Source organism: Algoriphagus kandeliae, from assembly GCF_004571135.1.
GTDB classification, from domain to species: Bacteria; Bacteroidota; Bacteroidia; order Cytophagales; family Cyclobacteriaceae; genus Algoriphagus; species Algoriphagus kandeliae.
Genome location: NZ_SPSB01000001.1, coordinates 731,546 through 753,101, shown reverse-complemented (window position 1 = coordinate 753,101; position 21,556 = coordinate 731,546). Strand labels below are relative to the sequence as shown.

General features: G+C 41.0%; 17 protein-coding genes. 16 read left to right on the top strand and 1 reads right to left on the bottom strand.

Translation table 11 applies throughout. The features are described 5' to 3' along the window. Positions 1-293: 293 nt before the first annotated feature. From E4S40_RS03240 to E4S40_RS03180, 13 genes are all read left to right on the top strand, one after another. A complete protein-coding gene (locus E4S40_RS03240) occupies positions 294-719 on the top strand; it encodes an RrF2 family transcriptional regulator (RefSeq protein ID WP_135070766.1) in 426 nt (141 codons plus the stop codon). A gap of 44 nt (positions 720-763) precedes the next feature. Beyond that, positions 764-1,504, top strand: a complete 741-nt coding sequence (ric, locus tag E4S40_RS03235; RefSeq protein WP_135070763.1) for an iron-sulfur cluster repair di-iron protein — start codon at positions 764-766, stop codon at positions 1,502-1,504. A 40-nt stretch (positions 1,505-1,544) separates the two neighbouring features. Beyond that, complete coding sequence (locus E4S40_RS03230) at positions 1,545-2,036, top strand: c-type cytochrome (RefSeq protein ID WP_135070760.1); 492 nt, start codon at positions 1,545-1,547, stop codon at positions 2,034-2,036. A gap of 181 nt (positions 2,037-2,217) precedes the next feature. After that, positions 2,218-2,616, top strand: a complete 399-nt coding sequence (locus E4S40_RS03225; RefSeq protein ID WP_202615324.1) for a fasciclin domain-containing protein — start codon at positions 2,218-2,220, stop codon at positions 2,614-2,616. Between the two features lie 11 nt (positions 2,617-2,627). After that, positions 2,628-4,586: a Sec-dependent nitrous-oxide reductase gene (gene nosZ, locus E4S40_RS03220; RefSeq protein ID WP_135070754.1), complete on the top strand. Its 1,959-nt coding sequence runs from the start codon at positions 2,628-2,630 to the stop codon at positions 4,584-4,586. A gap of 83 nt (positions 4,587-4,669) precedes the next feature. Next, a complete protein-coding gene (locus E4S40_RS17130; protein ID WP_202615323.1) occupies positions 4,670-5,749 on the top strand; it encodes a nitrous oxide reductase accessory protein NosL in 1,080 nt (359 codons plus the stop codon). A 10-nt stretch (positions 5,750-5,759) separates the two neighbouring features. Next, positions 5,760-6,995: a nitrous oxide reductase family maturation protein NosD gene (locus E4S40_RS03210; protein ID WP_135070751.1), complete on the top strand. Its 1,236-nt coding sequence runs from the start codon at positions 5,760-5,762 to the stop codon at positions 6,993-6,995. Beyond that, entirely contained in the window at positions 6,992-7,690 is a 699-nt protein-coding gene (locus tag E4S40_RS03205; RefSeq protein ID WP_135070748.1) for an ABC transporter ATP-binding protein, read from the top strand. The genes E4S40_RS03210 and E4S40_RS03205 overlap by 4 nt, the downstream gene beginning before the upstream one ends. Then, a complete protein-coding gene (locus E4S40_RS03200; RefSeq protein ID WP_135070745.1) occupies positions 7,687-8,469 on the top strand; it encodes an ABC transporter permease in 783 nt (260 codons plus the stop codon). The genes E4S40_RS03205 and E4S40_RS03200 overlap by 4 nt, the downstream gene beginning before the upstream one ends. A 106-nt stretch (positions 8,470-8,575) precedes the next feature. Then, positions 8,576-9,631 carry a hypothetical protein gene (locus E4S40_RS03195; RefSeq protein ID WP_161971763.1) on the top strand — a complete coding sequence of 352 codons (1,056 nt, stop codon included), beginning with the start codon at positions 8,576-8,578 and terminating at the stop codon, positions 9,629-9,631. A 1,400-nt stretch (positions 9,632-11,031) separates the two neighbouring features. Next, positions 11,032-12,498, top strand: coding sequence for an SLC13 family permease (locus tag E4S40_RS03190; protein ID WP_135070740.1), 1,467 nt, complete (start codon positions 11,032-11,034; stop codon positions 12,496-12,498). Positions 12,499-12,711: 213 nt separating this feature from the next. Further along, entirely contained in the window at positions 12,712-14,121 is a 1,410-nt protein-coding gene (locus E4S40_RS03185) for a sensor histidine kinase (RefSeq protein ID WP_135070737.1), read from the top strand. A gap of 3 nt (positions 14,122-14,124) precedes the next feature. Beyond that, on the top strand, positions 14,125-14,802 hold the full coding sequence (locus E4S40_RS03180) for a LytR/AlgR family response regulator transcription factor (protein WP_135070734.1): 678 nt from the start codon (positions 14,125-14,127) through the stop codon (positions 14,800-14,802). Here E4S40_RS03180 and E4S40_RS03175 read toward each other — a convergent pair. Continuing rightward, positions 14,799-15,683 carry an AraC family transcriptional regulator gene (locus E4S40_RS03175; protein WP_135070731.1) on the bottom strand — a complete coding sequence of 295 codons (885 nt, stop codon included), beginning with the start codon at positions 15,681-15,683 and terminating at the stop codon, positions 14,799-14,801. The two genes, E4S40_RS03180 and E4S40_RS03175, sit on opposite strands and share 4 nt — an antisense overlap. A gap of 129 nt (positions 15,684-15,812) precedes the next feature. Between E4S40_RS03175 and E4S40_RS03170 the strand changes: the two genes are divergently transcribed. The 3 genes from E4S40_RS03170 (at position 15,813) to E4S40_RS03160 (ending at position 21,406) form a co-directional block, all read left to right on the top strand. Next, positions 15,813-19,316, top strand: a complete 3,504-nt coding sequence (locus E4S40_RS03170) for a PVC-type heme-binding CxxCH protein (RefSeq protein WP_135071561.1) — start codon at positions 15,813-15,815, stop codon at positions 19,314-19,316. Between the two features lie 2 nt (positions 19,317-19,318). Further along, a complete protein-coding gene (locus tag E4S40_RS03165; RefSeq protein WP_135071558.1) occupies positions 19,319-20,179 on the top strand; it encodes a sugar phosphate isomerase/epimerase family protein in 861 nt (286 codons plus the stop codon). 105 nt (positions 20,180-20,284) lie between these two features. Next, a complete protein-coding gene (locus E4S40_RS03160; protein WP_135070728.1) occupies positions 20,285-21,406 on the top strand; it encodes a Gfo/Idh/MocA family protein in 1,122 nt (373 codons plus the stop codon). Positions 21,407-21,556: the final 150 nt, after the last annotated feature.

Sequence of the window (21,556 nt, the reverse complement as noted above, 5' to 3'; positions counted from 1 at the left end):
TCACTTGGAATCTTGGATTTAATATTATGTTACATAATGTTCACAGTTTTATGTTACATAGCTTGGGGTTCAGCAGGGGTATTTTATTCTAAGCAGCGTTTGGCTAATTAGCCACATAGGAGGGTAGGTAATGGCACACTTATGTGACAAGCTTTGGTGGCGCATGTGTGTGGTATTTAAGTCGACCCATTTCAGTTCTTAACCAGAACCTGACAAAAATCATACTTTTTAATTAAGGATAAGATTGTCCGAAATACTAGATGGTTGTATATTTGAATCAAAATTAGCGCCCTATGTTTTCAAAAGCCTGTGAATATGCCCTAAAGATCATGATCTATCTCCGTTCTGTAGACGGAGCTGGTCATCTGGCAGGGCTGAAAGAAATAGCAGGAGCTATAGATTCACCTACAGCTTATACCGCCAAAATATTGCAGCAATTGGTGCGGGCTAATTTGTTAGAATCTCTCAGGGGTCCAACTGGTGGATTCAAAACGGTCGATCGTTCCATTACATTATTGGAGATCGTTTTGGCGATTGATGGAGATCGATTGATCAATAAGTGTGTACTAGGATTGCAAGAATGTGGCGGGAATCACCCTTGTCCTGTTCATGATAAGTTTGTAGCGATTCGAGATCATTTGAAAGGTGTTTTGACCACTACGAATCTAAGTGATGTACAAGGCGGTATCATTGATGGGAACCGCTTTTTGAAGTTGTAAAAAATTTAAAACAATAACGGACATTATTGTCCTTAATTATGAGCATGGAAAAATTAGCACAAGCAAAAGTAGGAGAGATAGTCGCAACCAACTTTAGAACCTCTAAAGTCTTTACTGCTCACAACATTGATTTTTGTTGTGGTGGCGGAATTACCTTGGCGGATGCCTGCCAAAAACAAGGTCAAGATCTTGAAGAAGTGATTAAGGAGCTGGGGGTGGCCTTAGCTGAAAAAGCAGAAAATGATTGGCAAGCTCTTCCACTAGATCAATTGATCGAAAACATAGTAGAAACGCATCACAACTATGTTAGAGCAACCATTCCGGTTTTGACCATTTATCTCAACAAACTTTGTCGAGTCCACGGTCAAAATCATCCCGAATTATTGGAGATCAACGCTCTATTTGCGAATGGTGCAGAGGCTTTAAGGGTTCACATGGAAAAAGAGGAACTCGTGCTTTTTCCTTATGTAAAAGCCATGGTTCAGGCTAAGAATGCAGGCTTTCCGCTTTCAAAACCGCATTTCGAACACATTGACAATCCGGTTCAATGCATGGAAGCCGAGCATGAAGCAGAGGGCGCAAGATTTAAGAAGATCGCTCAGCTTTCTAACAATTATACAGCACCTGCTGACGCATGCCAAACCTTTAAAGTCACCTATGCTTTGCTAGAAGAATTTGAGCAAGACCTGCATAAGCACGTTCACCTGGAGAACAACATTCTATTTCCATCGGCTCAGCAGATGTTCCAACTTTTTGATTTTCAGACGGCAACAAATAATACTTAATGAAATAAAGAACTCAGTTAACTAACAAATCTCTATTGAAATGAAAAAGCTAATAACCCCATTGATCGTCCTACTAGCCTTTACCATTGCTTCTTGCGGTGGCGGGGAGAGTACTGATACAGCTGATGATGGCTCAGTGAAAAAGAAACCAGCATCAATGCTTGAAAGCACTGTACCTGCCAGTGAAAGAATAACGCTCGATAATAAAGGAGTCGGTAGGATAAAAGACCTTCCTCTTGATGCCACCATTGATGTTGAAATGGTTGCTAGGGGAGAAAAGATCTTCAATACCAATTGTAGTGCATGCCACAAGATTGACAAGCGCTTTATCGGTCCTTCGCCAAAAGGCATCATGAAAAGAAGAAGTCCGGAATGGATCATGAACATGATTCTTGACCCTCAATTGATGGTTGAGCAGGACAGATGTGCCAAAGACCTTTTGATAGAATTTAACGGGGCTGCCATGGCCAATCAAAACATGACCGTAGAGCAGGCTCGCGACATACTAGAATATTTCAGAACACTTGACTAAAATCTCTACAACTATGAAAACTTTTAAGCTTCTAACCGCAGCACTTTTGACCCTGCTGGTCTGTGCTTGCAGCAACACATCCCAAACAGGGTCAGATGCGTCATCCAATGATGCGCAGTCATCGCACCCACAGGGACAGGCATCGGTAGTTGATGATGTCTCTGATCCGAACATCCTTCAGGTGGCCATTTCATCTGAACCTCACAGCACCTTAGTAGCAGCGGTACAAGCTGCTCAGATCGAGCATGTGCTGGTGAACGCAGGGCCACTAACTGTTTTTGCTCCAGTAAATGAGGCATTTGATGCACTTCCGGAAGGAACATTAGAAAACCTATTGAAACCTGAAAACAAGGGCGACCTGGCAACCATACTCACGCGTCATGCTGCCCCGGGTTCTTATGACATTGAAGTCCTCAAAAGAGAGGCACAAAAAGGACGCAAGCTGTATATGGCTACCGGTGACTATTTGGAGGTAACCATTGAAGGTGGCAATGTAAGCGTTGGCGGAGCTAGAATCGTAGCCTCAGTGCCTGCTTCAAACGGCATTATACATGTAATCGAACAAGTGATCTTACCTTAAATAATACGAATATGAAGACCAATATATTTTTAAAGAGTACCCTAATTATTGGTTTAATCACGCTCATTGTGGGCTGTGGTCAAAACGGTAATAATGGTAGTGGTGCACTCGGCAGTAGCATTGCTGAGAAAGTATACGTTGCACCGGGGGAGAGAGATGAGCAGTATGCTTTTCTATCTGGTGGATACAGCGGTAACCTAACAGTCTATGGACTTCCTTCAGGAAGGTTGTTCAAAGAGATTCCTGTCTTTTCGCAGTTCCCAACCTCGGGTTATGGCTATTCCGAAGAGACCAAGCCTATGCTGAATACTTCCTTTGGATTTATTCCTTGGGACGATCTTCACCACCCGGATATTTCGCAGACCAATGGCGAATTAGATGGTAGGTGGATTTTTGCAAATGGTAATAATACGCCTAGAATTGCACGAATCAGCTTAACAACCTTTGAGACTGAAGAGATCATAGAGGTGCCAAATAGTGCAGGTAACCACAGTTCGTCTTTCATTACAGAAAATACAGAATATGTAGTAGCCGGTACCCGTTTTGCTGTTCCGGTTCCTCAACAAGATATGCCAATCAATGAGTATAAAGCGAACTTTAAAGGAGCACTTACTTTTATCGCTGTCGACCAGGAGCATGGTCATATGGATATCAAATTCCAGCTTTTGATGCCTGGATTTAACTATGACCTTTCTCATCCTGGTAGAGGTAAGTCTCATGGCTGGTTCTTCTTCTCAACTTATAATACTGAAGAAGCCAACACCCTTTTGGAGGTGAATGCCTCACAAAATGACAAGGACTTTATTGCAGCCATTAACTGGAAGAAGATTGAAGAGTTTGTAAATAATGGTGGTGGTACTAAGATGGCTGCCAATTATGCGCATAACGTATATGATGAGTCAACTCACATGGCGACTTCTACCATGAAGAAGGAAGTGCTTACAGTAAATCCGATGGATGTTCCAGGTGCTATTTATTTCCTTCCAACACCAAAATCTCCTCACGGTTGTGACGTAGATCCTAATGGGGAATACATTATTGGTGCCGGTAAGCTTTCAGCAAATATTACCGTACACTCATTCGACAAGATGTTGGCGGCTATCGAAGCAGAGAAATTTGATGGTGATGCATACGGTATTCCAATTCTTAACTATGATGATGTATTAGCAGGAAGTGTACAAAGTGGTGGCTTAGGTCCATTGCACACTGAGTTTGATGGTAGAGGGAATGCTTATACAACCTTCTTTATTTCTTCTGAAGTGGTGAAGTGGAAGCTTGATACTTGGGAAGTGGTAGATAGAAAGCCAACCTATTATTCTGTAGGTCACTTGATGATTCCTGGTGGTAACTCTAGAAAGCCTCATGGCAAGTATTTAGTAGCCATGAATAAGATTACCAAAGACCGTTACCTTCCAACAGGACCTGAAATGGAGCACTCGGCACAGATCTATGACATCTCAGGCGAGAAGATGGAGCTTTTATATGATTTCCCTACACATGGTGAACCGCATTATGCTGCAGGTGCTGACGCAGAATTGATCATGAACAATTCTAAAAAGATCTATCGATTGGACGAAAACAATCACCCTTATGGTATCAAGAACCCAGGGGAGGCAAGAATTGAAAGAAAAGGCAAGGAAGTACATATCTATATGTCTTCGATTCGATCTCACTTCACGCCTGATAACATCGAAGGTATCAAAGTAGGAGATAAGGTTTACTTCCATATCACCAACCATGAGCAGGACTTTGATGTGCCTCACGGTTTTGCAATGATCGGGCAAGGAACATCTGAGATTCTGATCATGCCAGGACAAACCAAAACATCGCTATGGGAACCTAAGCAAGTTGGTGTATGGCCGTTCTATTGTACTGATTTCTGTTCTGCACTACACCAGGAAATGCAGGGTTATATCAGGGTATCTCCGGCAAACTCCAATATCGAATTGAGTTGGTCTTTGGATGAGTAAGATGTGGTTCGAGTTTGAGGCAGGTATTCTGCCTGCCTCAAACTTTACTTAAAGCAATTCCTATCACCCTAAAGCAAAAGAAAATGAAAAAAGCCAGTATGCTCATGATACTCGGGAGTAGCCTGCTACTTGGTTTATTTGTCCTACCCATGTGGAACATTCGCTTGGGTGCGCCACAGTATCCTGACCCTTTAGGAATAGATATCTACATCAATGGTCTGAAAGGCGAAAATGAATTCGACATCCAAAATATCGATGGTTTGAACCACTATATTGGAATGAAGACCTTACCAAAACCTGAAGACATGTGGGAGTTCGATGTATTTCCAAAAGTTGTCGGTGGAATGGCCGCACTCGGAATAATCATTGGTATCTTAGGCTTGATCATTAAGATCTCACCTTTCTGGTTTTTGACGTGGTTCCTAGCAATGAGCGTTCTCGGTGTTCTTGGATTCTATGATTTCAACCTTTGGTTAGTAGATTATGGAAGTGACCTTGATCCAAATGCAATTATGAAACTCGTTAATCCTGACGGCACCCCAATGGTTTATAACCCACCGATGATCGGCCATAAAAAACTATTGAATTTTGATGCCTACTCTTACCCAAGGTCAGGCGGGATTCTAATGGGCATCGGATTATTAATGACGCTTGCTGCTTTTTACCTTGGTCGTAAGTCAAAATTAGCGGCAAAAGCCCGTGGCGGGAACAAAGCTTCATTGGCTAGCTTTACTTTGCTTGCATTTCTATTTGTAAGCGCTTGCAGTCAAGAACCTGATCCGATAAGCTACGGTCATGATGGCTGTCACTTCTGTCGAATGACAATTGTTGATAAACAGCATGCGGCACAAATAGTCACCAGCAAGGGTAGAAATTATAAGTATGATGCCATTGAATGTATGGTTTATGACCTGAACAATTGGGATAGACCTGCGCCTAGCAAGATTTTGGTGGCCGACTATGCGGTACCCGGTGAGCTAACCAAAGCAACGGATGCCAGCTTTCTCATAACCGAGAAAATACCAAGTCCAATGGGTGCTTTTTTAACAGCATTTGCCCTTGAATCTGAACTAAATAAAACGCATCAATCAGCCGGGGGAGACAAGCTTTCCTGGGAAGAGGTGAAAATGCGTCTTAACAAAACAGCTTTGGCTGATCATTAGTCGACAGCGAATGAATCAAAAATCAATCATACTGCTTCTTTTTGCACTGTGTAGTCATTTGGCTTGGGCAAACACTTATAAGGTTTGTGCCAGCTGTGATCTATCCACAGTCGAGGCTGCTGTAGCATTTGCAGCACCGGGCGACACTTTGATCTTTGAGCCCGGTATCTACCCAAGTCCGGGAACTGAGATTAAGAAGCCTCTTACGCTTATTGGCAAGGAAGGAACAGTTTTAGATGGTCAGAAGCAGGATTACATTCTAAAAATCCTCTCTGATGACGTGACAATTTCAGGTTTTGAATTGCTCAATTCAGGCCGAAGCTATACCAAAGACTATGCTGCCATTTACATTCATCGAGCAGAAAGATTTTCCATTATTGACAATGAGATCAGGGATTCGTTTTTCGGAATTCTGGTTGAGAAATCAAATCATGGAAGCATCATCAACAATAAGGTGTTTGGTGAAGCAACAAGGGAAGACCAATCCGGAAATGGTGTGCACCTCTGGGACTGTGATAGCGTGCATATCGCTCACAATGAGGTAAAAGGCATGAGAGACGGGATCTACCTCGAGTTTGTCGATGGAAGTACTTTATTAAACAATTACAGTCATCACAATGTGAGATATGGGCTACATTTTATGTTCTCAAACCATGACGAGTACAGACAGAACACCTTTGAAAGCAATGGGGCGGGAGTAGCTGTGATGTTTTCAAAGTGGATCAAAATGATAGAGAATACTTTTGTGCAGAATTGGGGCAGCGCTTCTTACGGACTTCTACTTAAAGAGATCTATGATGGAGAGGTGCTCAACAATAAGTTTGACCGTAACACCATTGCAGTCTATGTCGATGGCTCCTCCAGAGTGAATTACTTCAACAACCTATTTAGGCAAAATGGCTGGGCGATCAAAGTGTCGGGCGGATGCTACACCAATAGTTTTAGCGAAAACGATTTCGAGGGTAATTCCTTTGGTATCTCATACAATTCTAACCTGAATGATAATATTTTCAATGGCAATTACTGGAGCGATTACTCAGGCTATGACCTAGACAAGGATGGTGTGGGTGATGTGCCTTACCGACCTGTAAAGCTCTTTTCTTACATCGCCAATAAAACACCTGAGGCCATCATATTGATGAGAAGCTTATTTGTAGATATTATTAATTTTTCAGAGAAAGTGTCTCCGGTATTTACACCAGACGCTCTTGTAGACAATTCACCTTCAATGCACCCATTCAGATGATACAAGTCAAAAACCTTACAAAATCTTATGGCAAGCTCAAGGTGCTTGAAGACATCCATTTTGAAATTGAAAAAGGAGGGATTTATGCCATTCTTGGCCCTAACGGATCAGGAAAAACCACCTTTCTGAAGATTCTTCTGGGCATGGTCATTCCCGGTAGCGGGGAGATCCATTACAACGGAGAGGACATCTTGAAATCGCATGAATACCGCAAGCACATAGGTTATCTACCACAAATTGCTCGTTTTCCTGACAACCTTACGGTGAAAGAAATCATACACATGATTGCTGATGTAAGGGAAATAGATTCCTTACCTGAGCCATTGATTGCACTTTTTGGACTAGATAGCTTCTTAGATAAAAAGCTAGGCACACTCTCTGGGGGCACCCGTCAGAAGGTTAATATCGTGTTGACCTTTATGTTTGACTCTCCGGTGATTGTGCTAGATGAACCAACAGCAGGCCTAGACCCCGTTTCATTGATAAAGCTTAAAAGCCTGATCAATGAAGAGAAGGAGAAAGGGAAAATCATTCTGATCACTTCTCACATCATGAGCTTGGTGGAAGAGCTGGCCGATGAAGTGTTTTTCCTTCTTGAGGGAAGCATCTATTTCCAAGGTACTATTGACGCACTCAGACGAAAAACTGCTGCCAGCAACCTGGAGCATGCTATCGCTAAAATTTTGGAGCCATGATCAAGATATTTAAATACAGCTTTTCAGACCTAATGCGCAGTAGATGGAGCTTCATTTACCTCGCATTCTATCTGGTACTTGGCTTTGTTTTGCTATTCCTTAACAATGACTTGTCGAAGGCCGTGATCACACTGATGAATGTCATAGTAGTGCTTACCCCAATGATAGGCACCATCTTCGGCATCATGTACTTCTATAATTCACGGGAGTTTACAGAGCTGCTTTTGGCACAACCTGTGAGAAGAAGCACTATATTTTTAGGGCAGTATCTAGGCATATCTATTTCGCTGACGCTTAGCCTTGTGTTAGGACTTGGTATACCATTCTTGGCCTATGGTTTATTTCAGTCAGGAGAGATAGCTAACTTCCTTTTGCTGCTGATAAGCGGTGCGTTCTTGACCTTCATTTTTGTGGCGCTGTCCATTTGCATTGCGCTATTCAACAGCAATAAGATCAAAGGCTTTGGTTATGCCATCCTGATGTGGCTGTTCTTTGCGGTAATCTATGATGGAATCATTCTGCTATCGATGATGATATTTCAGGACTACCCACTCGACAACTTTGCTTTGGTGGCCAGCTTCCTGAACCCAATAGACCTTTCGAGAATTTTGGTTTTGCTAAAGCTAGACATCTCAGCTTTATTGGGTTACACAGGAGCACTTTTTCAACGCTTCTTTGGTACCAGCTTGGGCTTATCAGTTTCTTTAGGTTTAATGCTGCTATGGGTAATTATGCCTGGCGTTTTAATGGTTAGAAAATCTTCTAAAAATGATTTCTAATTAACCATTAAAAGCTATTAAATAAATAAGAATGACAGCACTTAAATCGGGTTATTTCATTTCGAATAATCGCATGAAAGTTTAATCTAATGACTGATTCTCGCCTATGAATTTAGCCAACAACTTAAGCAAACTACCCTTTATGTTGATAATCCTCGCAGCATTGATTTCAGGTATACTTACCGGCTGGTTGCGACTAGGAGTAGAGCTCCCATTGCTTTCAGTCTACCTAGATCATGGCGCCATGATGACCGGAAGCTTTCTTGGTACAGTGATTCTTATCGAGCGCATCATCACCCAAAAAAAAGCCTGGTTGTATGCTTTCCCGCTCATTAATGCTTCGAGCATCATTTTCTACTATCTCGACCTTAGAAATGTCGCCTTTTACTGTCTGATCGTTGGTGCCATCGGCTTGTTCTATATTTACCTCAGAATTAACAACAAACATTCAGACTTACCCCATCTACTGATGTGGATAGGTGCTGCATGTTGGGCTATAGGTAATATACATCTGTTGATGTTTCAGCTTTATGCCCACTCCATTCTCTGGTGGATGGCCTTTCTGTTGCTTACAATAGTAGGGGAGCGATTGGAACTGAGCAGGTTTCTTCCGCTGAGTGCAACAAAGAAGAAACTTCTTGTCGCACTGCTTGTCCTTTTCTTGATCTCCAGCATTTTACCCTTCCATTTTGGTGGAGAGCTGTTGACCGGCATTTCTCTCATTTTGATGGCCTTTTGGCTGTTGCTTTATGATATGGCGCGTAAATCGATAAAGAAACCGGGCATTCATCAATTTACTGCCTTTACATTGATCTGTGGCTTTTTCTGGTTGGCAGTGAGTGGCGTTTTTTATCTGATCAACCACACAGGAGTTATATCATATGATGCGCTAATACACAGTTTCTTCTTGGGCTTTATCATCTCTATGATATTTGCTCATGCGCCCATCATCTTACCGAGTGTTCTTGGTCTTACATTTAAACCTTTTCACCGAATACTGTATGTTTGGGTGGCTTTGTTTCAGCTTTCCTTAGTTATGCGTATAACAGGCGGTCTGTTTACCATATCTGTGTGGAAACTGTATGGCGGTATTGCAAATGGTGTCGCAATAATCTTGTTCTTATTAAGCCTTATGAGCTTAATCGTACTCCGAAAGAAGTAATTTACTAATAGGTTAGAAACAGATCATAAGGTGCCTTCAGATTAGGCGCAAAGCAAGAGAGTTATAAACTCCCGTACGTTGCGAATGTCAAAAACAAATTAATGCGTTTGAGTTTTTTAGCCAAGGTAATCACATCAAAAAGAGAATTCTTTGCAAGAGCTTAAAATGGTACTTGAAAACAAATAAAGGCTTGATGACAACTGAAAAGTAACCAGCCTTGAAACGAATGCTGAGCAAACAGCCACGAGAATTGAAGATAAAGCGAGACATAAATAATAAGCTTTAAGTAAGCGCTCTGAGCAACCACACCCGGGCAATCCTGGCCAGATCGGACGGCATGAGGCAAATGCAAGGGTTCAGGCCGTTTACGGAGCGTTGGGCTGTGCTTGGCTAAAAAGGCCTGGATTTACTTGCCCTTGCAATTTCCGATAGGTTCAGCCGGATATTTGCTATTGGCGGGGAGTGGTAAAACCATATAACTTGATTTTTAGGTAGAAGGGAAGTTGAGTTTTTGAAGGCGGGTGGGTTGAAGGAATCGCGGGGATGCGCCCGCCCTGTGCGGCTGGCCGATTATTCCTTCTTGATTTCTTTGCATACTTTCTGCATCAAGGCAGAAAGTTTGAGCCCAGCGGCTTGAGCGTTCACAAAGGCTACTGAACAACAACAGATCGACCCACAGGCCACCAAAGGCAAATACAGCGTACATAGCAAAAAGAAAGGCTTCAGACTAGCACACATTTCACATGAACAACTAACAGTCAAGGATAGCGCCATCAAAGCGCAGGCAAGCATGTGTTTTAAAGGCTGAAAATCCTAACGCCTGAGAATCGCATATTTGAGAGCAACACGTACAATCGTACAGTACACGAAAAAATAGACAGCCTTTAAATCTTATGCTTAGCGTAGGGAACTGCCGGCACGGCACAGCGGGCGGGTAGAATAAAATAGCAGCTTTGGAACAGGGCGGCCGTGCGGATGCGGATTGGTGCGCGAGAGTTTTTGCTACCAAAAGCAAAAAGCTCTCGTAGCCAATAGCGCTGGCCGAAACGGCTATTTAAAATAAAACTAATTATATAACAATGGCACTAAAGTCAATCGCTTCACGAAACCCAAAAGAGCTTCAATGCGAAACGAAAGGGTTCGGTCCACGCAACTGCGTGGTTAATATAATATAGAATTATATAACAAGCGGTTGGTGGTGAAGGCCGTGTTTTGCTTTTACATAAGATCAGTTATCGCACTGAAGTGACGATAACTGATCTTATGTAAACCACTGCGTGGACGCAAAACATTATAATTGTTATATAATTTATATTATGTTAAGTAAATAATTTTTAGCCTTCAGATTTCATATTTATTTCTAATTTCAAGACGCATAAGCTTCTACCCTTTAGCAACGAATGAAAATCTCTCTTTCCACTGTCGGTCTATTTCTAGGACCAATTTCTTTTCTTGCAATCTTATTTTTTGTTCAATCTCCTGGATTGAATCCTGAAGCTTTATCTATGCTTGCCTTAGCTACCTGGATGGCTATCTGGTGGATTACCGAGGCATTGCCTATTGCAGCAACGGCTTTCCTTCCGTTGATCATCATGCCCACGTTAAAAATTCTTCCTATAAATAATGTTTCCGCTAATTATATGCATCCAACTGTGATGCTTTATATGGGTGGATTTTTAATGGCAACAGGAATCGAAAAATGGAACTTGCATCGTCGAATCGCCCTATCGATCATTAATCTAATTGGAACTGACCTAAGAACGATTGTTTTAGGATTTATTTTAGCCACTGGATTTCTATCCATGTGGATCTCAAATTCAGCAACATCGCTAATGATGTTACCTATTGGATTGGCTGTTGTTAAACAATTTCAGGAACAATTATCCGGTCATCAAGGAAAACTGGCTAAGAAACTGGGCAAAAATATCATGTTGGGAATTGCATACAGCGCATCTATAGGCGGTGTGGCCACCTTAATCGGAACTCCTACCAATACCATATTAGCAGCCGTAGTAAAAGATCTATATGGATATTCCATAGGGTTTAATGAATGGTTACTTTTTGGATTTCCGCTTTCCTTAATTCTAATCGCTATTTGTTGGTGGTATTTAGTCAATTTTGCCAATCCCCTTCCTAAAAATTATCGCCTAGAGGAAGGAAAATCCATTGTTAAAGAACAATTGAAAAAACTTGGCAATATGAAATTTGAAGAAAAAACTGTTCTTGCGGTTTTCGCTTTAGTTTGTTTTTCATGGATTTCAAGAAGCTTCTTATTGGTCAAATTAATTCCGGGAATTGATGATACCATCATTGTATTAACGGGAGTTGTTCTCCTGTTCCTTCTCCCCGATTCAACTAAAACTAAAAGAATTCTCGATTGGAAAACAGCAGAATCCATTCCTTGGGGTATTTTAATACTATTTGGAGGTGGATTGGCTTTAGCTGAAGGATTTAAAGAAACAGGCTTGGCTGAATGGATTGGTCAACGGTTTACATTAATTGAAGGAATATCCTTTTTCTTATTGCTCCTAATTATTGTAGCCGCTGTAAATTTCTTGACCGAAGTGACTTCCAATGTCGCAACAGCCTCCATGCTTCTCCCCATTTTGGCGTCTGTAGCCCTTAAACTTGATCTTCATCCTTTTGGATTAATGGTTGGTGCAACCTTGGCAGCCAGTTGTGCATTTATGCTCCCCGTGGCCACCCCTCCCAATGCGGTAGTATTTGGTTCGGGCTACTTAAAAATGAATGATATGGTGAAAGCAGGCTTCTGGCTGAATATTTTATCAATTCTCATCGTCACGCTTTTGGTTTATTACCTATTGCCTACTCTTTGGAATATTGACCTTCAAACCAATCCATTTTAAGAAATAAAGGGGATTTTCACATTCTGTCCCAAAATCCAGCCCTTTCATCCCAAGAAATTGTGGTTGATCTATTCCGCTAGTAATGTTGTCAAAAAATCAGACAACAAGATGAAACGTATTGCTTCTGTACCCAAAAAACATAAAGGCTTTTATTTTCTTCTTTTGGTTGCCTTGATTTATCACCTTATTTCCATTTTGACTCTTATTTAAAAGATGAAAACGAAAAGTTTTGATTTCCGACAGATTGAATGGTGGATTACCACTTTACTCTTTGTGAGCATTGTGCTCTTCAACCTCACTTCCATCAATTCCCATCGCTGGCTTTCTAGCGGTTCTCCCTCCTACGCCAAGATTTTCATTCCTACAGCTTTGTATATGACTTTTTATATTTTCCACATGCGATTGATTCCCAACTATTTAAGTACAAAAAAAATAGGACCACTCTTAGGCTTTGGAATCTTGACATTAGGATTGGGTTTTCTGTTTTCATCGATTTTAACCATTGGACTCAATTCCAGCTTTGAAAATCTATTCCAGCTTTATTTGGGAGTTATATTTCTGTATATCAGTCATCAGGGAGGCTCTTTGGTACTCAAGGGGATGTTTACACCTCCCCGATTCCCTAATTACTTTTTTTACAATCTCAGTCGACTGATTTTGACCTTTATTGTTTTGATCTTCTTCCTCTTTTTAGGCCAAAAAACAATCATCGGAGAATCAGTGATTATCGTATTCCTGATCTTTCTTCCAGTAATTCTTGGGATTGTTACCTACAATTTTTTCTTGATTTACAAAAAGCGAAAAGCCGGCAAACAACGTCAAGCCAATTGGTTTACAGCACTTTTATTGATCGCAGTATTTATGCTATTCATGATCATTGGAGCTTATAACAATAAGGAAGAAGTTATTTTAATTGGATTCTTGGTGAATGGAATTATTCTATTAATAATCAACCCTTTATCGAATTTAATTTTCAAAAAATATGAATCCATGACCGGGCAAATTTTGAACCTTACTACTGAGGTAAATCAAGGGAATGCCAACCTGGACTTCTTACGCTCCCAGATTAATCCTCACTTCCTTTTCAATGCGCTAAATACGCTATATGCAAGTGCCCTCATGGAAAATGCAGAAAAAACCTCTGATGGGATTCAAAAGCTGGGAGATATGATGCGCTTTATGCTTCATGAAAACCAACAGGCTAAAATTCCTCTTTCCAGGGAAATCGATTATTTGAGAAATTACATTGATCTGCAAATGCTGCGATTTGGAGCTCAATCCAATCTGGAAGTTGATTTCCAGATCAATGATGATTCCTGCAAAGGAATGATAGCTCCTATGCTTTTGATTCCTTTCTTGGAAAATGCTTTCAAACATGGCATTTCTGCAAAGGAAAAATCCTGGATTCGAATGAACCTGCGATGTATTTCAGGTTCGGTTCATTTGGATTTGGTAAATAGCGTTCATGCCTCGAAATCAAAGGAAAAATCACAAGAATCATCAGGAATCGGTTTGGATAATGTCAAAAAGCGTTTGAATTTGGTATATCCCAATCGACATCAATTGAATATCATTTCAAATGATACCGATTTCTTTGTCCATTTTTCGGTTCAAATTCAATAAACCATGATCCAAGCCATCGCTATAGATGACGAATCCTTTGCCCTCGAAGTAATTAAATCCCATGCTGCCAAAGTTCCCTTTTTGGAACTTCAGGCAACATTCACCAATGCAATAGAAGGTTTGGAATACTTGAAAGAGCATTCCATTCCTTTACTTTTCTTGGATATCAATATGCCCGATATTTCGGGGATAGATTTGGTTCAGTTGCTTCCCAAAGGAACCGAGGTAATTTTCACCACCGCATATTCGGATTATGCAGTAAAAGGCTTCGATTTGGATGCTATGGATTATTTATTGAAGCCATTCAGCTTTCCACGTTTTCTGAAAGCCTGTCAAAAAGCTAGAGATTGGTTTTCATCTCATGCTGAAGAAGAGCTTTGGATCTTTATCAAAACCAATGAAGGACAAGTTCGAATTGATTTCTCAGATTTAATCTTTTGTGAATCCAAGGGTAATTATGTCCATTTTCAAACCATAGACGCTTGTCATCAAACCCGGATGACTTTACAAGAGGCCGAGAAATTACTCCCTTCCTATTTCATCCGGACTCACCGTTCTTTCTTGGCAAATAAAAACCACATCAAAGTTGCCGAAAAACATCAATTGCGTCTTGGGAAATTCACAGTTCCTGTTAGTTCCTCGTATGCTGATGAGGTTTTTGAAAAAATCAATTTGGATTAAGAAACAGCCGCAAAAGCATCCAAAAATTCCTTCCTGTATTCTTGTGGTGTTTGGTTCATCCGCTCTTTAAATAGCCTATTAAAATTTGAAAGGGTGAAAAACCCACATTCATAGGCTATCTCACTGATATTCAGGTCACTTTCATGCAATAATTTGCAAGCATGGGAAATTCGAACCTCGGTCAAAAACTCAGAAAAAGTCTTATTCACACGAGATTTAAAATATCGGCTAAAGGCTGATTGGGAAAGATTGGAAATTCGTGCAGCCTCCTTAAGACTGACTTTTCCCTGAAAATTCTGCATCACATATTCATAGACTTGCCCCATTCTATCCTTTTCAGACTCTTTATTGGAGTTGATGTAACCAGCATTGGTAATCAATCTACAATCCGGTGAATCAACCATCAATTCGAGAATTTTCAATAATTGAATAATTCGCTGCGTCCCCTTCAAATGAAGCATTTCTTTCATCATTTCCGTGATTAGCTGATTTGTCTTGCCAGTCACTTCAATTCCCCTTTCTGACTTTTTCAGCATTTGAGCGATTCCTTCAAATTCTTCTAGAGAAAAAACCGATTGATTTAAAAAATTATCTGGAAGATAAATAACGATACCATGAGTACCGAGACCATTTTTAGGATCATGATATTCTTTATCATTTTTCCACAAATGAGGCAAATTAGGACCCGTAAAAACCAGATCACCTTCTCGAAATGCTTGCATATGGTCCCCAATAAAACGAGTCCCTCTCCCCTTCAGCACAACAAATAATTGGTACTCGGAATGAAAATGCCAGTTAACATCAAAAAATGGAGCGATTAATTCCTGAATCACAAAGGCTTTCTGCTCTGGAATACGTGTTTTCTTAACTGGATTTTTCACTGTATCTTTTTGTTTTTATCCCCTTTAGTTCAACAAAATGATAAAATTCAGTCAGTTTTCAAATAAATACAGTGAGCATTGAACCTGAATTATTTAGAATATAGCTTTCCGAAAAAGTAAATCAGAATGATGACCCAATTTAATCGAAAATCACCTCTTTATTCCCTTATAATTCTCTTTCTGTTGCTGGCAGTGTCCTGCAGTAAAAAGAAGGAGACCTACTTATCCATGACCGAACCACGAAGAGTGGAAATTCTAGTTCTTGGACATGAAAGTGAGCATCATAATTCCGAAAAATTAATGCTCCATCTGGGTATCCCCTTATTCCAAAAAGGAATCAACCTAACCTATACGACGGATCCCAAAGATCTAAATGAGGATGTTTTATATAATTATGATGGCTTAATGATTTATGCCAATCATGATGAAATCACATCTGATCAGGAAAAAGCATTAAAAGACTTTATTCAAAGTGGTAAGGCTTTTATTCCGGTTCACAGTGCTTCTTGGTGTTTCCGTAATTCGGATTGGTATGTGGAAACTGTAGGCGGACAATTCAAATCCCATGAAGAGGGGGAATTCACCGCTGAGATCGTAGATCCGTCCCATCCTATCATGCAAGGTATTGAGGAGTTTGAAACTTGGGATGAAACTTACGTGCATTCTCAGCTCAATCCCAATATGCATGTGCTGATGGAGCGTGTAGAAGGTGATCATCGAGAGCCGTATGCCTGGACTTTGGAAGAAGGAAATGGGCGTGTTTTCTACACGGCCTATGGACACAATGAGGAAACCTGGAAGCAACCTGAATTCCAAGAGCTAATTGCGAATGGAATCCTTTGGGCAGTAGGTGACCAAGTGAATCAGCTTTTGACAGATTATCAAATACCTATTCCGGAATTTAGGGATGCTGAAATCCCAAATTATGAGCGAAGAGATCCAGCTCCTCGTTTCCAATTGCCACTGTCTCCAGAAGAAAGCATGAAGCTTGTTCAGATTCCGGTAGGTTTTGAAATGGAGCTTTTTGCTAGTGAGCCAATGATCATCAATCCAATGGCTATGACATGGGATGAAAGAGGAAGATTGTATGTCATCGAAACCGTGGACTATCCAAATGAAGTAAGAACCGAAGGAGGAAATGACAAAATCAAAATTTTAGAAGATACAGATGGCGATGGTAAAGCTGATAAGGCGACAGTCTTTGCCGAAAACCTAAACATCCCAACTTCCATTATGGCAGTCAATGGAGGTGTTTTGATTTCCATGGCTCCTGATTTTGTCTTCTTAAAAGATACCGATGGAGATGATTTAGCGGATGTACGAGAAGTTATCATGACAGGATGGGGTAAAAGTGATACTCACGCAGGGCCATCCAATCTAAAGTATGGTTTTGATAATAAAATCTGGGGCGTATTAGGATACTCAGGATTTAGAGGAGAAGTCAGTGGAAAACAGCATTCTTTTGGGCAAGGTGTTTATCGATTTGAACCGAATGGAGAAAATATGGAATACCTAGGTAATACCTCCAATAATACTTGGGGTCTAGGATTTACCGAGGATTTTGAAACATTCATTTCTACTGCCAACGGTCAACATAGTGTTTATTTTTCAATGGCCAATAATTATGTAAGACGCCCCATATTCCAAGGCTCTGCCAACACAGTACATGGAATCGATAGCCACTATGACATGCCTCACCTCACTCCTTTCCTCCGTCAGGTGGATTGGCATGGAGGATATACTGCAGCTGCAGGTCATAATTTTTACACGGCAAGAAGCTTCCCTGAAAATTATTGGAATCGGATTGCTTTCGTTTCTGAGCCTACCGGCCGCGTTCTTCACCATGCAATTATCAACCCTGATGGTTCTGGATTTACTGAGAAAAACGGCTTTAACATTCTAGCAAGTTCAGACGAGTGGTTCTCTCCGGTTCATGCAGAAGTTGGACCTGATGGAGCTCTTTGGGTAGCTGATTGGTACAATTTTATTATTCAGCACAATCCAACCCCAAGAGGATTTGAAAACGGCGCTGGAAATGCCTATATCAATCCACTTCGAGATAGTCAACACGGTCGTATCTACCGAATCAGCTATAAGGGTGGCGAAGATTCGAAGACATTCAATTTGAAGGACGCTGATGGGGCAACTTTGATTGAAGCACTGAAAAGTGACAACCTGTTTTGGAGAATAACTGCTCAACGATTGATTGTAGAAAAGCAGGACAAATCAATAGTAGAAGATTTGTATGGAATCATTCAGAATCAGGAGGTTGATAAAGTTGGTTTGAATGGACCGGCCGTTAATGCGCTATGGACGCTTCATGGATTGGGTGAATTGGATGGAGGAAATGAAGTAGCTATTCGAGTGGTAGAAAGAGCTCTAAACCATCCTTCAGCAGCGGTTCGCAAGAATGCTATTCGTGTATTGCCAAGGACTGCAACTTCGCTGAAAGCAATTATGGCTTCCAATGTTATTAACGATTCGGATTTGCATACTCGTAAAGAAGCATTTTTGGCAATTTCGGATATGCCATTTTCAGAAGATGCTGCTAAAATGCTCGTAGAAGTTGCCCAAAAAGAAGAGAACGGAGAAGATGCTTATTTACCTCAGGCAATTTTTGCCGCAGTTTTATCGCATCCAACTGAATTTGCAAAACGGGAAATTTCTACAGCGATTCAAGCAGATGAAAACACCGAGCTTTCCTTATCTGATCGGATCAGCAGAAGTTTGGTTGCAGAGCAATATCCACTTGACCAGCGCAATAGTATCCTTTTCCCTCCTGACGTTGCAGGAAAAGAAATCGACATTCGCATGATGGTCTCTAAGGGTGAAAATCCGCTCGAAGGCGTATTAGTTGCACAAGGAAATAACACCAATGGGTATAGCCTTTATATCTATCAGGATGCCTTGCACTTTGCTGTAGCACAGGATAACAATTTGACGATTTTAAGCTCCAAAAAAGGACTTCCTGAAGAACAGTTTACCATTAATGCCTCCTTGTTGGAAGATGGTAGCATGAGCCTAAAAATCAATGGTCAGGAAATCGGCCAAGGAAAGACCAAAGGATTATTCACAGAGTCTCTCAGCCCAAATAGAGTACGTGTAGGACAAAATGATAGCAGAAATGTAGTCGGAAAATATGAAGGTACTTGGTGGTTTGGAGGCCGTCTAAGCAATAAATCCACACTTTCACTTCGCAAACCAGGAACTGCCTTGGATGAGGAAGAAACCACGTCTGCAACAGTAGCTGCAAATGGTACCTCATTTGTCAAAATCGCGGTGGTTCCGCATGAAATGAAATATGACAAGACCAGCTTTACCGTAAAGGCAGGGTCTCAGGTTACCATAGATTTCGAGAATCCTGATTTCATGCAACACAATATGGTGATAGGTCAGAAAGGGTCTTTGGAGATTATTGGAAAAGCAGCAGACGAACTTGCCCGAAATCCTAAAGGAGCCGAGCAGAATTATGTCCCAAGCATACCAGAAGTGATTATTGCAACCCGTTTGGTAGATCCAGAAGGGAGAGAATCATTAGTATTTGTAGCTCCAAGCGAGCCAGGTGAATATCCATTTGTATGTACCGTTCCTGGACACTGGAGAATGATGAATGGAATCATGAAAGTAGAATAGGTATGGCTTTAGATGTAACATTTGGAGTTAGTACCTGGCTATGGACCTCCCCTTTTAATAAGGATACGGTTTCTCTTTTTCCGAAAATCAAGTCGTTTGGATATGATGCTGTGGAAATTCCTGTAGAAGATCCAGAACTCATTGATTTGAAATTGGTAAAAGCTGCTCTGAAGGAAAATGAGCTAAAACCCATCATTTGTGGAGCTTTTGGTCCTACGAGGGATTTTACCCATGAGGATCCGACATACCATCAAACATGCTTTGAGTATCTAGATTCTTGCTTTGAAATCGCTGCCGAACTAGGAGCTGGATTTGTTGCAGGCCCAATGTATTCGGCTGTAGGGAAGGCTAGATTGGTCTCTCCTGAGCAGCGAAAAGTGGAATGGGATCGTGCTGTTCAAAATCTTCGCAAGGTTTGTCATCGTGCAGGTGAATTCGGTTTAGAGATCGCTTTAGAAACCCTCAATCGATTTGAAACGGACTTAATCAACACAGCCGAGGAATTGAAGAAATTAATAATTGACATTAATGAACCTCAGGCAAAAGCTTTATTAGATGGATTTCATGTCAGTATTGAAGAACCAAGTATTGAGGAGGCCATCAGAAGTGTTGGGGATAAATTAATCCACGTACAGGTGTCGGAAAATTATAGAGGTACACCGGGAACCGGACAAACCAACTGGGCTGCTTGGAAAAAAGGTCTTGAAGAAGTTGGCTATAGCGGCACAATTTCTATTGAAAGTTTCACACCCAATGTAAAAGAATTGGCGGGTGCGGTTTGTATATGGAAACCATTGGTTCCAAGTCAAGATGGCTTTGCCAAAGAAGGATTGGAATTCCTTAAAAAGTGGGCAAAAAACTAGATCAAGGATTATCAATAATCTTGTCAGCCTGAGAGGAATCAACAACACTTCGACTCCGCTCAGGGTGACACTTACAAAATTTGAAAACCCAAAATTGATATACTTATGAGTAAAAAACGTATTAACATAGCAATCATCGGTTTAGGATTTGGAGCCGAATTTATTCCTATCTATCAAAAGCATCCTTTGGCAAACATGTATGCAGTTTGTCAACGAAACAAGGAAAAGGCAGAGGCAATCGGAAAGGCTTTCGGTATAGAAAAAGTATATACCGATTATGATGAGCTTTTGAAAGACCCCAACATCGATGCGGTCCATATCAACACCCCTATTCAAAATCACGCAGAGCAATCCATAAAAGCCCTAAAAGCAGGAAAGCACGTAGCCTGCACAGTCCCAATGGCAACTACCGTTGAGGAGTGTAGACAAATAGTAGAGCTGAGCGAGAAAACGGGTCTGACCTATATGATGATGGAAACGGTCATTTACAGCCGGGAATTTCTTTTCGTTAAGGAGCTTTATGAAAAAGGAGAATTGGGCAAGATTCAATTCCTTCGAGCTTCGCATCAGCAGGAAATGGCTGGATGGCCAGGGTATTGGGAAGGCCTCCCTCCTATGCATTATGCTACTCACTGCGTGGGACCAGTTTTGGCCTTGCCTAAAGGTGAAGCAGAATATGTTTCTTGCTTAGGATCAGGACGCATTGATGAAAATCTAATTCCAAAATACGGTTCTCCATTTGCGATTGAGACTTGCCATATCAAATTGAAAGACTCCGATCTTGCCGCAGAAGTAACGCGCTCTCTGTTTAATACTGCTAGGCAGTATCGAGAAAGCTTTGATGTGTATGGATCAAAAAAATCCTTTGAGTGGACCTTGATTGAGCATGAAGATTCTGTAATTCACACGGGCGAAGTGCCTGAAAGAGTCAAAATTCCTGATTATGCTCACTTACTTCCTGAGGGAATCCAGAAATTCACTACTCAAGGCGTATATGACTCGGATGAAAACCAGCATTTATCCTTTATTCAAGGTTCTGGCCATGGAGGTTCTCACCCGCATTTGGTCCATGAATTCCTTACTGCTTTGGATGAAGGCCGTGATCCTTATCCAAATGCTAGACAATCAGCAAATATCACTTGTGTGGGAATTTTAGCCCATGAGTCAGCTATGGAAGGCGGAAAAATCAAGTATCTCCCAGAATTTACGCTTAGCAAAAAAAATTAACCTAATTAACCTGTTGTAGCCGAAAAGCCGCTTTTAATCGAGGCGGCTTTTCTATTTTTTTATCCTTGGTTTTCATTTATACTTCAAAAGAGACTGTTTAAATAAAAAATCTATCAATTCATTTTCTAAAATTTAAATTAGACTTGAAAC

Excerpts from the sequence above, each read along its gene's own strand:
- E4S40_RS03240 (WP_135070766.1), top strand. The coding sequence starts at position 294 with ATGTTTTCAAAAGCCTGTGAATATGCCCTAAAGATCATGATCTATCTC.
- ric (WP_135070763.1), top strand. The coding sequence starts at position 764 with ATGGAAAAATTAGCACAAGCAAAAGTAGGAGAGATAGTCGCAACCAAC.
- E4S40_RS03230 (WP_135070760.1), top strand. The coding sequence starts at position 1,545 with ATGAAAAAGCTAATAACCCCATTGATCGTCCTACTAGCCTTTACCATT.
- nosZ (WP_135070754.1), top strand. The coding sequence starts at position 2,628 with ATGAAGACCAATATATTTTTAAAGAGTACCCTAATTATTGGTTTAATC.
- E4S40_RS17130 (WP_202615323.1), top strand. The coding sequence starts at position 4,670 with ATGAAAAAAGCCAGTATGCTCATGATACTCGGGAGTAGCCTGCTACTT.
- E4S40_RS03210 (WP_135070751.1), top strand. The coding sequence starts at position 5,760 with ATGAATCAAAAATCAATCATACTGCTTCTTTTTGCACTGTGTAGTCAT.
- E4S40_RS03205 (WP_135070748.1), top strand. The coding sequence starts at position 6,992 with ATGATACAAGTCAAAAACCTTACAAAATCTTATGGCAAGCTCAAGGTG.
- E4S40_RS03200 (WP_135070745.1), top strand. The coding sequence starts at position 7,687 with ATGATCAAGATATTTAAATACAGCTTTTCAGACCTAATGCGCAGTAGA.
- E4S40_RS03195 (WP_161971763.1), top strand. The coding sequence starts at position 8,576 with ATGAATTTAGCCAACAACTTAAGCAAACTACCCTTTATGTTGATAATC.
- E4S40_RS03190 (WP_135070740.1), top strand. The coding sequence starts at position 11,032 with ATGAAAATCTCTCTTTCCACTGTCGGTCTATTTCTAGGACCAATTTCT.
- E4S40_RS03185 (WP_135070737.1), top strand. The coding sequence starts at position 12,712 with ATGAAAACGAAAAGTTTTGATTTCCGACAGATTGAATGGTGGATTACC.
- E4S40_RS03180 (WP_135070734.1), top strand. The coding sequence starts at position 14,125 with ATGATCCAAGCCATCGCTATAGATGACGAATCCTTTGCCCTCGAAGTA.
- E4S40_RS03170 (WP_135071561.1), top strand. The coding sequence starts at position 15,813 with ATGACCCAATTTAATCGAAAATCACCTCTTTATTCCCTTATAATTCTC.
- E4S40_RS03165 (WP_135071558.1), top strand. The coding sequence starts at position 19,319 with ATGGCTTTAGATGTAACATTTGGAGTTAGTACCTGGCTATGGACCTCC.
- E4S40_RS03160 (WP_135070728.1), top strand. The coding sequence starts at position 20,285 with ATGAGTAAAAAACGTATTAACATAGCAATCATCGGTTTAGGATTTGGA.